This window comes from Veillonella sp. ICM51a, assembly GCF_000524355.1.
Lineage (GTDB): Bacteria > Bacillota > Negativicutes > Veillonellales > Veillonellaceae > Veillonella > Veillonella atypica.
Window position 1 is genome coordinate 21,672 of sequence record NZ_JAPX01000018.1, and the last position, 15,401, is coordinate 37,072.

Consider the following 15,401-nt stretch of genomic DNA (forward strand, 5'->3'; position numbering starts at 1 on the left):
CTAACCGATAATTAGCGCAGGCTGGCCAATTCATCTATTTCATGTTGTAATTGTTTATATTTCTCCGTATGTGAAAGTTCCACTGTCATGCCATCCAGCGCACATTGTCGTTGATATATCAAAAAATCTACATATTCATTCCACAATGCAGGTTTCTCTTTGGCTAATAAAGCCCCTACAGACCAAAGAATAGAGGTCTTTGGCAATGTATCATAAAGAGCATCATCAGAATGAATCGAATAGCTAGCATTGTCACCATATGTATCGACACAGTCAGAACGAACGGCTACAAATGCAGTGTACATTTTACCCATATCCTTCATGATAATTTCTTTGACAATACGGTATCCTTTTTCCACCATATATTGGCGTAATTCGGCCTGGCCATTCTGGGGTTGTAACACATAAAACTCCAGCGGTTCTGGACCGTTCTCAACGATATCGCGCATTAAAAACCCACCCATACCACAACAGATGGCGCCGTTTAATTCGCCCTTTTTAGTAACTTGCAAGCCATCACCAAGGCGGCAGTCGATCACATTGCTAAGCCCTCGAGATGTAACATAGGACTTTGCCGATTCCAAAGGGCCCTTATGAACATCACCAGCGATAACGCGTTTGGCCTTGCCTCTCACAATTAACTCAACAGCTAAATAACCATGATCCGTTCCAATATCTGCAATAGATTCTGCATGGGGAACGATATCAAAGACCGCCTCTAAACGATCCATCATAGGTCTTGCTTTCATAACCACCTCGTATACTAACAGGTCCACCGACCTTCATACTATCTATTCTTCATATCTATATTATAACAAAAAACCTGCCCCAGTCAGAGCAGGTTTCATTGATTCAATTTATACAAGTTTGGTGGGCCCACCTGGGATCGAACCAGGGACCGACCGGTTATGAGCCGGTTGCTCTACCCCTGAGCTATAGGCCCAAGCTTGCGTATAAAATTATACTGAAAATTCTTGCTCACGTCAAGATACGTATTGCCACGAAAAGGTACCGCCCCCAAGCCTCCACCGGCCGGGTCTGTCCCTTCGGGACAGGGCCAAAGTCGTTTGTGGACGGTACCTTTCCGTTACACTTCGACATCTATGTAAGCAAGAAATTTTCAGTATCTACGGGGCTCCGGGTTTGGACAACCCTTCTTTTTGTTACTATACGACAACTGAGTACCTAAGAATTTTCAGTATCTACGGGGCTCCGGGATTAGGCAGGATAACTGTCTTATGCGTTTTTGAGTGTTAGGAATCGGTTGATCATGTCTTCTTGTTCGAAGACGCCTTTTGTGGCGAGGGTGGTTGTTTTACTGTTGGCGGATTTTACGCCGCGGGCGCTGACGCAGCTATGGGAGCTGGTGATGTGGACGATGACGTCGTCGGTGCCGGTGGCAATGGAGATGACTTCGGCAATGTCTTCACCGATTTTTTCTTGTAGTTGTAATCGTTTGCAACACATTTCTGCAATGCGTGGCATCTTGGACAAGCCGATGACACGGCCACGAGGAATATAGCCGATACTAATGTTCATATCATACATCAAGGCCATGTGGTGTTCACAATGGGAAAAGCAAGTAATATCTTTTACAATTACCATTTGGTTTGTATCGACGTCAAAGGTTTTACCAAACATATCCGCAATGTCTGCATTCGTATATTGGATACCTTCAAACATTTCTTCCATCATTTGGGCCACCCGTTTTGGTGTTTCTACGAGGCCTTCACGGTCTGGATTTTCTCCCAATGCTTCCAGTAATTGATACACTAATGATTCGATTCGTTTTGTGTCCATGTTATACTCCTTTCGCATCAGGGTCCCAAATAAATTTATGAATTTGTAGCTGGAATCTAACGTCCTGCCAATTGTGAGCTTTCATATAATCAACGATCGCAGCCCCTTCAATATTGCCCCATACAGGAGATACGAAAATCTGCGCTTCTGTAGGATATGTTTTTAGAATTTCATTCATACGGTCTAAATCTTGCATAGAACCAACTACAAATTTAATGATATCCGCAGGTGTAGCTACCTTGAATATATCTAAGTTCATGGCATCTTCTGCTAAGGATGACGGCGTCTTGTAGTCATAGGTAAACCATACATTATCTCTGTGAAAGCTGGGTATGATTGTACCATTCGTTTCTATATTAAAATCATATCGCGCATTACGTCTTGTTAACTCATCAATAAGTTCAATAATGGCCGGTTCCTGTAAAAGCGGTTCTCCACCGGTAACGGTGATGCGATGATTTTCTAATTGTTCAATCACATCAGCTACAGCCTGAACACTCATGCTTTCAAAAGTGCTTTCGGGACCATAACTATACAATGTATCGCAATAAGAGCAGCGAATATTACAGTCATGGAGGCGCAAAAAGGTAGTCAAAAATCCTTGCCGTTTCCCTTCTCCATCAATGGAGGAAAATAGTTCAATCACGTTCATAGATAGCAACATTTCCTTCTGACTCTTGAACCTCTACCTTAAAACATTTTGGGCCTAATTCATCGGCAATCCATTTCGCCATATTTTCTGCAGTAGGATTAATACCCCCTAATACGTCATTAATATGTTTATGATCAAGACGGCCATGAATCTTTTCTTTAATGATCGTAAAGTCAATCACCATGCCATTATGATCTAATCCTTCGCTACGCGCATGAACGGTTATGATCCAATTGTGCCCATGTAAATTCTGACATTTACTCGGATAATCTAATTGTAATTGATGAGATGCACTCACCTCTAAACGTTTGCTAACAGTATACATGTTATCCCCTATATATCTAAAAACTTAGTGTATTACATTACTTTTATTATAGCACAAAAGGGCTGCCATACATGTATATGTACAGCAACCCTAATAGTAATCTAATATTATAAGAAATCTTTAATTTTATCGCGTTTACCACGATTACGTAATTTTGTTAACGCCTTACCTTCGATTTGACGAATACGTTCACGAGTTACGTTAAAGTGTTGACCTACTTCTTCAAGGGTACGTGGTTTGCCATCTTTCAAGCCAAAACGTAAAATCAATACTTGTTGTTCACGGTCTGTTAAGCATGTGAAAACGTCTTCGATTTGTTCTTGCAACAAGATGTAGCTAGCCGCATCATCTGGTGCCACCGCATCTTGGTCTTCGATAAAATCGCCCAAATGGGAGTCTTCTTCTTCACCAATTGGTGTTTCCAAGGATACTGGCTCTTGTGCAATTTTTTGAATTTCACGAACACGTTCCGCAGTGATACCCATGCCGTCTGCAATTTCTTCTGGCGTTGGCTCTCTGCCTTTATCTTGCAATAATTGTCGGGAAATACGAATCAATTTATTGATAGTTTCAACCATGTGAACTGGAATACGTATTGTTCTCGCTTGGTCTGCAATAGCCCGCGTAATCGCCTGACGAATCCACCATGTTGCATAGGTGGAGAATTTATAACCTTTTGTATAGTCGAATTTATCGACCGCTTTGATAAGGCCCAAGTTACCTTCTTGAATCAAATCCAAGAACAACATGCCTCTGCCAACATAACGTTTAGCAATACTTACAACAAGGCGCAAGTTAGCATCTACCAATTTCTTCTTAGCCTTTTTGCTAAGTTGAATTTCTTTATATGTAGCATCTTCCTCTGCCCCTGCTTCAATTTGTTTTGCTAATACGATTTCTTCGTCAGCTGAAAGCAATGGAACACGACCAATTTCTTTCAAATACATACGAACTGGATCGTCGATATTAACACTAGCATCTACGCTTAGGTCAATGGAAATATTTTTTTCAGACGCAGCATCACGGTCATTATCGGCATCATCATCAGGTTCAAGGGCATCGTCTTTATCATCGTCCTCAACATCTGGAACAACTTCGATATTTAGTTTATTGAAAGTAACATAAATATCATCTAATTGTTCTGCTGTTAACTCACTTTGCTCATGAAGAGCATCTGAAATTTCTGATTGTGTCAACACACCGCTTTTACGGCCTTTTTCAAGAAGTTGTGCTACAATCTCCTCTGTTTGACTTTTTTGTACTTTCTTAGCCACAGCGCTCTCCTTTATTACTTACTATTTAGACCATTCTCTAATTAGATTTTGTATTTCCTGACATTTATGTAATTCGCTAATAAATGTCGAATCTCCTGCACGTTTTAACTGATCGGCCAAAATTGAGTGCATTTTATATTGTTCCCGTAAGGAATGTAGCCGTATTTTACGGATAAGTACAGGTACAGCCTCATTTGCCTCAATTATCATAAGCCGTGAAAAAATTTCATATTCTTGAGGCGTCAATACGTCCTCCACGGATTCCGGCTGATATTGACCTGTTTGAGTAAATAAGGTGTATATCTTTTCTATTATACCCCGATATTGAATATTTTGAAAGTCCTCAAGCGGTAAATATTGTACTACCTCTTGTAAAGCCTTTGAATCTGTAATGACATGAGCCATCAATAACTCTTCATCACCACTGACAATCTTCTTAGGCTGTGTAATCTTTTCATCGACTAATTCAATATTCCCCTTTTGGGTATAATTTCTAAAATAGCGGAATATAGTACTGTTATCTAGCCATAATGGCAATGCTAAGGCCTTTAATGCATCGTCTCGAATCGTTTGACTATGAATATTCGCAATATAAGGGAATATATCTTGCATAACCGCCTGTTTGCCTTCTGCGTCATTCGTATCGTGCTTAATAAGAGATTCACTTAATAAATAATCGAGCGGCTTAACAGCCTTTTCTACTAATTCCTTAAAAGCTTTGCCGCCGTGATTTCGCACATAGTCATCAGGATCCTTGCCATCAGGCATAGCCAACACGCGAACCTTAAAATCCGTATTCTGTAGTAATTCAATAGCGCGTGTAACAGCCTGGCGGCCAGCGCCATCCATATCGTAAGCCAATATAATCTCATCTGCTTGGCGCATCAAGATGTGACCATGATCCTTTGTATATGCCGTCCCCAACGAAGCAACTACGTTGGTTACACCCTTATTATGAGCAGAAATAACATCCATATAGCCTTCTACTAATATGGCTTGTTTTTCTTCGCGTATCGATTTATAAGCCTTATCAAAAGCAAATAGAATTTTACCCTTTTCAAAGATTTGGCATTCAGGAGAGTTCAAATACTTCGGCGTGCTATCATCCATAACACGGCCCCCAAAGCCGACAACACGGCCTTTACCGTCCATGATTGGAAACATAACTCGATTACGGAAAAAATCATAGGCCTGACCTTTATCATTCTTGCGAATTAAATTAAGTTCAAGCAAAATAGATTCTTCAATGCCCCGTTCTCTAAAAGCCTTATACAATCTATCCCAACCATCAGGGGCAAATCCAAGTCTAAACTTTTCTATGGTTTCATCTGTGAGTCCCCGCTTTTTTAAGTACTCTAATCCGGCCTTACCATATGATGTTTTAAGCAAGCAATTATGAAAGAAATTAGCCGCCAAATCACAGGCCTCATATAATTTCTTTCGCCGTTCCTCTCTAGCTCGCACCTGTGGTGAAAGCTTTGCTTCTGGCAATGGTATATTAGCTCGATTAGCAAGCCGTTCCAAGGCCTCAACAAAGGTGATGCCTTCTAGTTCCATCAAAAACTTGATGGCATTTCCCGATGCATGGCAGCCAAAACAATAATAAAACCCCTTATCAGGAGCCACACTAAAGGATGGCGTCTTCTCATTGTGAAATGGACAACAACCCCAATAATTCTTACCTTTTTTCTTTAATGTAACGTGTTCTGATACAACGGATACGATATCATTGGCATCTTTAATTTGTTCAATTAATTCATTTTCAAAATATCGACTCACCAGAACACCTCCTTTTAGCTTTTATATTTTATCGACTATACAATCATAGAAAAAAGGGTCTATAATTCTATATTCGATAAAACTTTCAAAAATCCTCTAATATAATAGCCTACAATTAAAAAGGATAGGCTGCAATATAATATTGCAGCCTACAATTTTTGGTATAATGCTTATTTAGCAAAATCAACAACGCGTGTTTCACGAATAACAACTACCTTGATTTGACCAGGATATTCTAATTCGGATTCAATGCGTTTTACAATATTCCGAACAAGTAATGTAGATTCAGCTTCATCAATCTTATCCGGTTTTACTACAACGCGAATTTCTCGACCGGCTTGAATAGCAAAGCACTTTTCAACGCCTTCGAAAGATTCAGCGATTTCTTCCAATTTAGATAATCGTTTTAAGTAATTTTCTAAGGTTTCTCTACGAGCACCTGGACGGGCTGCAGAGATAGCATCTGCTGCTGCTACGAGAACAGCCTCTACGGATTGGAATTCTTCATCACCATGATGGGCTCCAATACAGTTGATTACTGCTGCGCTTTCACGATACTTACGGGCTACATCAACACCGATTTCCACATGGGAACCTTCGATTTCACGATCTAGAGCTTTACCGATATCATGAATTAAACCACCTCGTTTAGCCAATGTCACATCACAGCCAAGTTCTGCGGCCATAAGACCTGCTAAATGAGATACTTCGATAGAATGTTTTAACACATTTTGACCGTAACTAGTACGGTATTTCAAACGCCCTAAAATTTTAATAATTTCAGGATGTAAGCCATGAACATCTGCCTCAAAGGTTGCTTGTTCACCGGCTTCTTTAATTGTTTGGTCCACTTCTTTACGAGCTTTTGCCACCATCTCTTCAATACGAGCTGGATGAATTCGACCATCGACAATCAATTTTTCCAATGCAATTCGCGCTACTTCACGACGAATTGGATCAAAGCCTGATAGAATAACAGCTTCTGGTGTATCATCGATAATTAAATCAATGCCAGTTAATGTTTCTAGAGCACGAATATTACGACCTTCACGACCAATAATACGTCCCTTCATTTCATCATTTGGCAATGCGACAACAGAAACAGTTGTTTCTGCGACATGGTCAGCTGCACAACGTTGAATAGCGCCGGAAATAATTTCCTTAGCCTTTTTCTCAGCTTCGTCTTTAGCTTGCTGTTCCATTTCTTTTACCATGATAGCTGTTTCATGACGGATTTCTTGTTCTACATTGGTTAACAAGATGTTCCGCGCTTCATCAAAGGTCATGCCAGAAATACGTTCTAATTCTGCCATTTGCTTTTCATACAAAGCATCAATTTTTTCTTTGCTTTGAACTAAGTCAGCTTCTTTACGATGTAAAGCTTCCTCTTTGTGCTCAATATTGTCTAATTTTTTATCCAAAGATTCTTCTTTTTGAAGAATACGGCGTTCCATACGTTGTAATTCAGAACGACGCTCTTTATTTTCTCGTTCTACATCAGAACGGAGCTTATGAATTTCTTCTTTCGCCTCTAATAAAGCTTCTTTCTTTTTAGACTCGGCCATGCGCTCACCATTTGCGACAATGCGCTCAGCCTCTTGCTCAGCTTGATTCAGTTTTCCTTCAGCGATATTTTTTCGTAAAAAATAGCCTACACCTAGTCCAATTAGCACCATTACTACTGCAATTAGACTATACTCTAAAATCAGTCTCACCTCCTGTATCTTCACATACGGGCACTACGCCCCTTGTTTCCTGATTTTTAACATATTAAATTAATAACCTATAATACATTATATATTTACAAGGCTATTTTAATTTTATGCTTGAAAGCCCTTTCTGTCAAGATTGATAGGCCTCGCAAACCTTAGTAATAGTGCTCATAGAAAATCCCCTGTTTTTTAGGAAATTCATTATTTTTATACGCGGAATATCGCTTATAGATTCACCATATTTTTTATCTACGATTCGAAAAGCGGCTGCCAGTTCATCATAATTTTCAATATCACGAGGCACATCAAGGCCTCTCTGTTTCATTTTTTGCTTTATAAGATATGCACCATATTTCTGCTCTCTCATCAAATAGGATACAACCTGTTTCGCTAAACGCTCATCATTAATGTAATCATAGTAAATTAATCGCTCTTCTACGTAATCGATGAGATCCGACGAAATCCGTTTTCGTTTCATCTTTTGGCGCAGCTCATAAGAGCTTAAAAAGCGCTGTGCAAGAAATCGATAGGCTTGATCTAACGCAGCCTGCTTTTCCTCTTCTGTAAACATATCGTCTATCATAATAACCTCAATGAAAAAGGGCTACACAGTAGCCCATTTTTATATGCTATATCGATTAATCTTCTTCTGGTGTAGCATCTTCGCCAACAACATCAAATGTTTCTGGTTCAGCTGCCAATGTATCACGAATGATACGATCGATTTCTTCAGCTACTTGAGGATTATCGAAGAGGTATTGTTTTGCCGCTTCTTTACCTTGTCCCATCCGTTCCCCATTATAGGAATACCACGCGCCAGATTTTTTGATAATTTCCATATTAGTACCGATATCGATAAGAGTACCTTCTCTGGAAATTCCTTGACCATACATCAAATCAAATTCAGCAGTTTTAAATGGAGGTGCCACCTTGTTCTTAACAACCTTAACCTTTGTACGGGCCCCTACATTTTCATTATTGGCCTTAATCAATTCGCCCTTACGCACATCAAGACGTACAGAAGAATAGAATTTTAAGGCACGACCACCGGTCGTTGTTTCAGGATTACCAAACATTACGCCTACCTTTTCACGCAATTGGTTGATAAAGATAACAACGGTTTTTGTCTTATTAATAGTACCTGTTAATTTACGCAATGCTTTACTCATCAAACGGGCATGGAGACCTACATGAGCATCACCCATTTCCCCTTCAATTTCTGCTTTAGGTACCAATGCAGCAACAGAGTCAACTACAACGATATCTACAGCACCACTACGTACAAGCGCCTCTGTAATTTCTAAGGCTTGTTCACCATTGTCTGGTTGGGAAATTAACAAGTTATTAATATCTACGCCAAGATTACGTGCATAGATTGGGTCCATTGCATGTTCCGCATCAATAAATGCAGCGACGCCACCTTGTTTTTGTGCTTCAGCTACAGCGTGAAGAGCAACAGTTGTTTTACCAGATGATTCTGGACCATAAATTTCAATGACACGACCACGAGGGAAGCCACCTACACCTACAGCGAGGTCAATGGCAAGAGAACCAGAGGAAATAACCTCAACATTCATACGATCTGCCGCTTCACCTAGGCGCATGATAGCACCTTTACCAAAGTCTTTTTCTATTTGTTTTAATGCGTTATCCAACGCTGCTTGTCTACCATCAACAGCCATTATTTATCCCCTTTTTCTTGAATGTACAAATTCATGTAATATAATGCTAATTCAGCCGCACTTTGGCGGATATCTTCTCGATTTCCAATAAGATTAGCTTTGTGAGCAACGGTTCCATATGGTCCAGTTACGCCAAACCAAACGAGGCCCACTGGTTTATCCGGTGTGCCACCACCAGGGCCTGCTATCCCCGTTGTAGACACCGCATATGTCGTATTACATACGCGTTTTGCACCTTCAGCCATCGCTTTGGCTACTTGTTCGCTCACGGCGCCATATGTATCGAGTAAATCTTGTGGCACACCTAAGACCCGATGTTTTACATCATTGCTATAGGATATAATGCCACCCATATAGTAATCACTACTACCACTTACGTTTGTCAATAGTTTACCAACTAAACCAGATGTACAAGACTCTGCCGTAGCAATGGTCGCAGACGATTCTTTTAACGTATTACCGAGCGTTTCCTCCATAGAAATATCTAACTTACGGCCAATCAAAGAACCTAAACGGCGACGAATGATTTCATCCCAAGGATTTAACAATCTATGTGCTTCATCGAGAGATGAAGCCTTTGCAGTAATACGTAATTCAATGTAGCCTTTTTTTATTAACAAAGCTATGGTCGGATTGGATTGTTGTTTAATCAAATCCATAACGCGTTCTTCTAAATCGATTTCACGAATATCATAAACGCCATAACGATAAGACGTTACAACACCTTGTGAACCAAAACGCTTATGAAGATAAGGCACTACACTTTGTGTAAACATCCCCTTCATTTCACCTGGAGGTCCTGGTAATAGTATATAGGTTACATCGCCATCTACGGTTACTACGCCTGGTGCAACACCGACAGGATTAGCTAAAACACTAGAGTCATCAGGCAACATAGCCTCTCTACGACTCGCATCAGGCATTTCACGACCTACTCGTTTGAAAAACTGTCGCACCTCAGCCATAGCATCATCATTATATACGACACCGCGATTTAAAGACGATGCCAAAACTTGCCGTGTTATATCACCCTGAGTTGGACCCAACCCACCTGTACTAATCACGAGATCAGCACGTTGTGCCGCTTTTTTAAACACTTCAGACATACGGCCTGGATTGTCTCCCACCACAGACTGATACGCTATGGTATAACCTAATTTATTAAGTTCCTGAGCTAACCAGGAGACATTGGTGTTCACCGTATCCCCTAACAATAATTCAGAACCTGTAGAAATTAATTCTACAATCATTGTAAATACCTCCCATCACTTCAGATGTGTTAATAGTGGTATTACCTAATACACCAATCAATATTATTCTACGATAGTAGCTACTACATCGTAAGCAAAACCTTGCTCTACTTGTACCTGTACAATATCTCCAGCTTTAACCTTATCGCCACAGTCTTCGATATACATGTTCCCATCTACATCTGGAGCTTGTGATTTCAAACGACCTTTTGCAAGAACAGTATCATTATCGCCTTCTTCTAATTCTTCAATCATGGCATAGTCAATAGTGCCTTCTAAATCGCGGTTATTCTCTTCTGAAATAGCAGCTTGTATAGACATCAATGTATGATAGCGTTCTTCTTTAACCTCTTCTGGTACTTGATCTTCACGAGCCCCTGCAATGGTCCCTTCCTCTTGAGAGTATGTGAAAACACCCATGTTATCAAACTTGATATCCTTCACAAATTCACAAAGTTCTTGGAACTGTTCATCTGTTTCACCAGGGAATCCAACAATAATCGATGTACGCAATGTAACATGAGTTGGTGCATTGCGGATTTTCTTTAATAATCGCTCAATATCCTCACGAGAATCACGACGATTCATTTGTTTAAGAATATCGTTGTTTACATGTTGTAATGGTATATCAACATATTTACAAAGCTTCGGTTCATTGACGATAATATCAAGCAATTCATCACTAAAGAATGTTGGATATAAATAGAGCATGCGAATCCACTCGATTCCCTCAACCTTAGTTAATTCTTTTAACAGCTCTGTAAGTAATGGTTTACCATTATTTAAATCAATGCCGTAGCTAGTCGTATCTTGTGCAATGAGAACGATTTCTTTAACCCCTGACGTAGCTAATCGTTCAACTTCAGCCTTAATAGAATCAATAGAACGACTTCTAAATGCACCACGCACCTTAGGAATGATACAGAATGTACAACCATTGTTACAACCTTCTGCAATTTTTACATACGCACTGTAGCGAGGCGTTGTTTGAATGCGAGGCATGCGTTCATCATAGATATTAGTGATATTTTCCATGATGCAGCTACGATTGCCATGCTCAATCGCATCAACAGCTACCATAACTTGATCCCATGCACCAGTACCAATAAGGGCATCAATTTCAGGGATTTCTGTAAACAACTCATCTTGGTATTGTTGACTCAAGCAACCTGCTACAATTAAGCCTTTACAACGACCAGTTTCTTTATACTGAGCAGCTTCAAGAATCGTATTGATAGATTCTTCCTTAGCTTTCTCTATAAAGGTACATGTATTTATGATAATTAAGTCAGCCTCATGTAAATTATCGGTAATGGTATAACCATCATCCTTTAACAATCCAAGCATAACCTCTGTATCTACTAAATTTTTAGCACAACCTAGGCTAATATATCCCAATGATTTGGTCATTCTAAATCCTTTCTTATTTATAGAATGTAACGATATTGTATACGTATTTTATAGAAATACACTTCTATTGATCTTTTCTAAAACGTACTTGGCTAACCCAGTGATTCAATAAAAGTTCTTTTCCCTCCACTGTATAGCCACCATTAACAGGCCATAGCACTACGGAACGCCCTAGTGCATCTACGGGTTCGGTAACTTCAGGATTGGCGAATATATAGGTAAAATTATTATTCATCATATATTTTGCAGTTTCACTAGATAGTAACCAAGTAATAAACTCTATACTTTCATTTTTATGCTTAGAATCTTTTTGCACCGCTGCACCTGTTATATAAAATGATGTGCCATCACTAGGATAAATCATTTTTACAGGATAAGAATGGCGAATGTACTGTTGTGCATCAGAAAGATTCCCAATGCCAATATCCGATTCACCAAGAGCTGTTAGCCGTACAGGTGTGGAAAGGAACTTAGAATGTTGTATAACATGTGTTTTTAAAGCTAATAAATCTGCAAGAGCATCTGGCTCGCCTTTATATTCCACCAAATTGTACAAAAGATTAGCCGCATTTTGAGATGCTCCGAAATCTGTCATCACCACACGCCAGTTCCCAGGCTTTTGCAAGGTATCCCAAGTCGTAATATGTTGACCTAGTTTATTGTAAAATGATTCATTTTGTACAAAAACGATAGGATCATACCATAAGCCGACCCAGTAACCATTTGAATCCTTTAGGCGATCCAAGACCTCATCTATGCGTTCATTTACAATAGGAGCAAACTTATCTTTACTAGCACCGATGACGAGGTTATCCTCAGATGTAATCACTACATCACCAGATGAATCTGCTAACTTAGAGGAAACCCGTTGTTCCATTTGCTCCTCAGTGAGTGGCATAATATTAACTTTTACGTTTTTATCCTCTAAATATTTATCAGCTAATAGTGTTGTTAAGTTATTAGGTAAGTCAGTGTAAACCGTAATTTCACCGCGTACAGGCGCTTTTGATTTTTCAATTTGTTCCTCTCGATAAAAGTATATGCCATACCCCATCATACCTAAGACAAAAAGCATTAACACAATAAATGCCATCCATCGTTTCATCGCGTAAATCTCCTTTTACGTTCTCCCTTAGTCTTATTGACCTGTGAAGGAGAACCACTTCGAGCATATCGAGATTGACCGCCTCTCGATTGTCCCGTTTTGTTTCGTCCTTGATTTTGCATTTTACCTTGTCCAATTGGTCTAGATGGAATTAAGCACTCAGGTCCAAATCCGATTAAATCACGCCGATTAGCTTCGATAAGGGCCTCTTTTACCAAGTCGTAATTTTCAATGTTTTTATATTGCATCAAGGCTCGTTGCTTAGCCTTGTCCCGACCTTTTTTAGCCACATAAACAGGCTTGCCATCAAGAGGATTAATCCCCGTATAATACATGCACGTTGAAAGACTGCCCGGTGTAGGAATAAAATCTTGCACTTGTTCAGGGTACATATGCTGATCTCGTAAAAATTCAGCTAATTCTATGGCATCCTCTAATGTACATCCTGGATGAGAACTCATAAAATAAGGAACTAAATATTGTTTTTTCCCTAATTCACGATTTGCCTCTTCAAACCATTTTTTAAAGGTCAGGAATTCTTCTTTTCCAGCCTTACCCATCATAGTCGTTACACGCTTTGATACATGTTCAGGCGCAACCTTTAGCTGACCACTCACATGATATTGACAAAGTTCCTTTACAAAGGCTTTGTTATTGTCGGCTAACACATAGTCATAACGTAACCCCGATCTGACGAAGACCTTTTTTACGCCCTTTAACTTTCGTAACTTGCGCAATAATGCAATGTAATCATCGTGATTAGTATTCAAATTTTCACAAGGTTCCGGCGCCGCACAGGTGCGACCTTTACAAGCGCCAAAGACGGCTTGTTTATCGCATGCTAAATGTCTGAAATTGGCCGTTGGACCACCTACATCATGAATGTAGCCTTTAAACCCATCCATATTGATCATCAACTTAGCTTCATCAATCAAAGACTGATGGCTGCGATTTTGAATTATACGGCCTTGATGATTGGTAATAGCACAAAATGAGCAACTACCAAAACAACCACGTTGACTAACGAGGCTAAACTGCACCTCGCTTAATGCAGGCACGCCCCCTTTATCATCATACGATGGATGCCATTTACGAGTGTATGGTAAGTCATAAGCCGCATCCATTTGTTCCTGTGTTAATGGTAAAGCCGGTACATTTTGTACAACATAGCGATCTCCATGTTTTTGTACAATAGGTCGTCCATAGAATGGATCTTGTTCATCATATTGAATGCGAAAAGCATCGGCAAAGGCCATTTTATCTGCCTTGATTTCTTCAAAGGAAGGACATTCAACACAATCAATGGATGGTATGTCTTTTGACATATAACAAATACCACGTATATTTGGCAATGATTCTTCGAATCGATTTTGATCTAGTGCTTCGGCTAACTCTAGAATCTGTAATTCACCCATGCCATATATAAGTACATCAGCCTTAGAGTCTACAAGAATGGACCGACGCACCGTATCAGACCAATAATCATAATGCCCAAAACGCCGCAATGAAGCCTCGATGCCACCAATGATAAGAGGCACATCTCTAAAGGCTTCTTTCATGCGGTTAGAGTATACCAAGGTCGCTCTATCGGGGCGATGTCCTGCCTCACCTCCCGGTGAGTAATCATCTTCACGACGGATTTTTTTAGCAGCCGTAAACTTATTGAGCATGGAATCCAAGTTGCCTGCAGTAACAAGCGATGCAAGACGAGGCTTCCCTAATTTTTTAAAAGCATTAACATCATTCCAATCAGGTTGGGCAATAATACCAACTCGATAGCCTTTGGATTCTAGATAACGACCAATTACGGCAGGCGCAAAAGATGGATGATCTACATACGCATCGCCACTGATGAGCACGAAATCGAGTTCTGCCCACCCGCGCGCTTCCATATCTGCGCGTTCTGTAACTAAAAATGTATCCATCAATATAACCTTCCTTTAACTGTAACGATGTATCTTAGAATAAAAACAACCATATCAAAAATATCACCATGAATACGGCAATAATAGCAAGCATAATGCGTTCTTGTTCAATGGACCGTTGTCGCTTTTTCTGTCTCGTTTCAAGCGACATACGACGTTTTGCCATCTGATGCTCAACGTACTCACTCTGCACAGAATTAATGGTTTCCTGTTTCTTTTGACGCATAATAGGACGTATTGTAAATGTATCCACTTCACCTACTTGATTTTGATACACCTTCACTAAGCGATCTCCATCAAGGCCAAGGTAATTTCCATAATTGCGAATAAAACCTTTCGCGTATACACGTCCTGGGATAACTGCATAGTTTCCATCTTCGATGGCTTCTAAATAGGTTGTTTTAATATGAAGTACTTGTTCAATATCTTTAAATGTGAGATTTCTACGTACTCGTTCTCGACGTAATTCTTCACCTAACTCAGCCAC

The 15,401-nt window shown here is 39.9% G+C and carries 14 protein-coding genes and 1 tRNA gene; all 15 read right to left on the reverse strand.

What is annotated here, in order from left to right; translation table 11 throughout:
• Window positions 1-11: 11 nt before the first annotated feature.
• On the reverse strand, window positions 12-749 hold the full coding sequence (locus HMPREF1504_RS02235; RefSeq protein WP_038123087.1) for a class I SAM-dependent methyltransferase: 738 nt from the start codon (window positions 747-749) through the stop codon (window positions 12-14).
• A gap of 119 nt (window positions 750-868) precedes the next feature.
• A tRNA-Ile gene (locus HMPREF1504_RS02240) sits at window positions 869-943 on the reverse strand.
• A 293-nt stretch (window positions 944-1,236) separates the two neighbouring features.
• The gene (gene folE / locus HMPREF1504_RS02245; protein WP_038123089.1) at window positions 1,237-1,800 is read right to left on the reverse strand and encodes a GTP cyclohydrolase I; all 564 of its coding nucleotides are present in this window, start codon (window positions 1,798-1,800) and stop codon (window positions 1,237-1,239) included.
• A gap of 1 nt (window position 1,801) precedes the next feature.
• Window positions 1,802-2,464, reverse strand: a complete 663-nt coding sequence (locus HMPREF1504_RS02250; RefSeq protein ID WP_038123091.1) for a radical SAM protein — start codon at window positions 2,462-2,464, stop codon at window positions 1,802-1,804.
• Window positions 2,439-2,777: a 6-carboxytetrahydropterin synthase QueD gene (queD, locus tag HMPREF1504_RS02255; protein ID WP_038123093.1), complete on the reverse strand. Its 339-nt coding sequence runs from the start codon at window positions 2,775-2,777 to the stop codon at window positions 2,439-2,441. The genes HMPREF1504_RS02250 and queD overlap by 26 nt, the downstream gene beginning before the upstream one ends.
• A gap of 107 nt (window positions 2,778-2,884) precedes the next feature.
• A complete protein-coding gene (gene rpoD, locus HMPREF1504_RS02260; protein WP_038123095.1) occupies window positions 2,885-4,051 on the reverse strand; it encodes an RNA polymerase sigma factor RpoD in 1,167 nt (388 codons plus the stop codon).
• Window positions 4,052-4,072: 21 nt separating this feature from the next.
• Entirely contained in the window at window positions 4,073-5,830 is a 1,758-nt protein-coding gene (dnaG, locus tag HMPREF1504_RS02265) for a DNA primase (protein WP_038123097.1), read from the reverse strand.
• Between the two features lie 170 nt (window positions 5,831-6,000).
• Window positions 6,001-7,545: a ribonuclease Y gene (gene rny, locus HMPREF1504_RS02270; RefSeq protein WP_255308902.1), complete on the reverse strand. Its 1,545-nt coding sequence runs from the start codon at window positions 7,543-7,545 to the stop codon at window positions 6,001-6,003.
• Window positions 7,546-7,672: 127 nt separating this feature from the next.
• The gene (locus HMPREF1504_RS02275) at window positions 7,673-8,125 is read right to left on the reverse strand and encodes a regulatory protein RecX (protein ID WP_038123101.1); all 453 of its coding nucleotides are present in this window, start codon (window positions 8,123-8,125) and stop codon (window positions 7,673-7,675) included.
• A gap of 55 nt (window positions 8,126-8,180) precedes the next feature.
• A complete protein-coding gene (recA, locus tag HMPREF1504_RS02280; protein ID WP_005376148.1) occupies window positions 8,181-9,224 on the reverse strand; it encodes a recombinase RecA in 1,044 nt (347 codons plus the stop codon).
• Window positions 9,224-10,474: a competence/damage-inducible protein A gene (locus HMPREF1504_RS02285; protein WP_038123103.1), complete on the reverse strand. Its 1,251-nt coding sequence runs from the start codon at window positions 10,472-10,474 to the stop codon at window positions 9,224-9,226. Before HMPREF1504_RS02285 ends, recA begins: the two co-directional genes overlap by 1 nt.
• Before the next feature lie 63 nt (window positions 10,475-10,537).
• A complete protein-coding gene (rimO, locus tag HMPREF1504_RS02290; protein ID WP_038123105.1) occupies window positions 10,538-11,884 on the reverse strand; it encodes a 30S ribosomal protein S12 methylthiotransferase RimO in 1,347 nt (448 codons plus the stop codon).
• A gap of 64 nt (window positions 11,885-11,948) precedes the next feature.
• Window positions 11,949-12,989, reverse strand: a complete 1,041-nt coding sequence (locus tag HMPREF1504_RS02295) for an ABC transporter substrate-binding protein (RefSeq protein ID WP_038123109.1) — start codon at window positions 12,987-12,989, stop codon at window positions 11,949-11,951.
• Window positions 12,986-14,914, reverse strand: coding sequence for a YgiQ family radical SAM protein (locus HMPREF1504_RS02300; RefSeq protein WP_038123112.1), 1,929 nt, complete (start codon window positions 14,912-14,914; stop codon window positions 12,986-12,988). The genes HMPREF1504_RS02295 and HMPREF1504_RS02300 overlap by 4 nt, the downstream gene beginning before the upstream one ends.
• Window positions 14,915-14,948: 34 nt before the next feature.
• Window positions 14,949-15,401: a helix-turn-helix transcriptional regulator gene (locus HMPREF1504_RS02305; RefSeq protein ID WP_005376169.1), complete on the reverse strand. Its 453-nt coding sequence runs from the start codon at window positions 15,399-15,401 to the stop codon at window positions 14,949-14,951.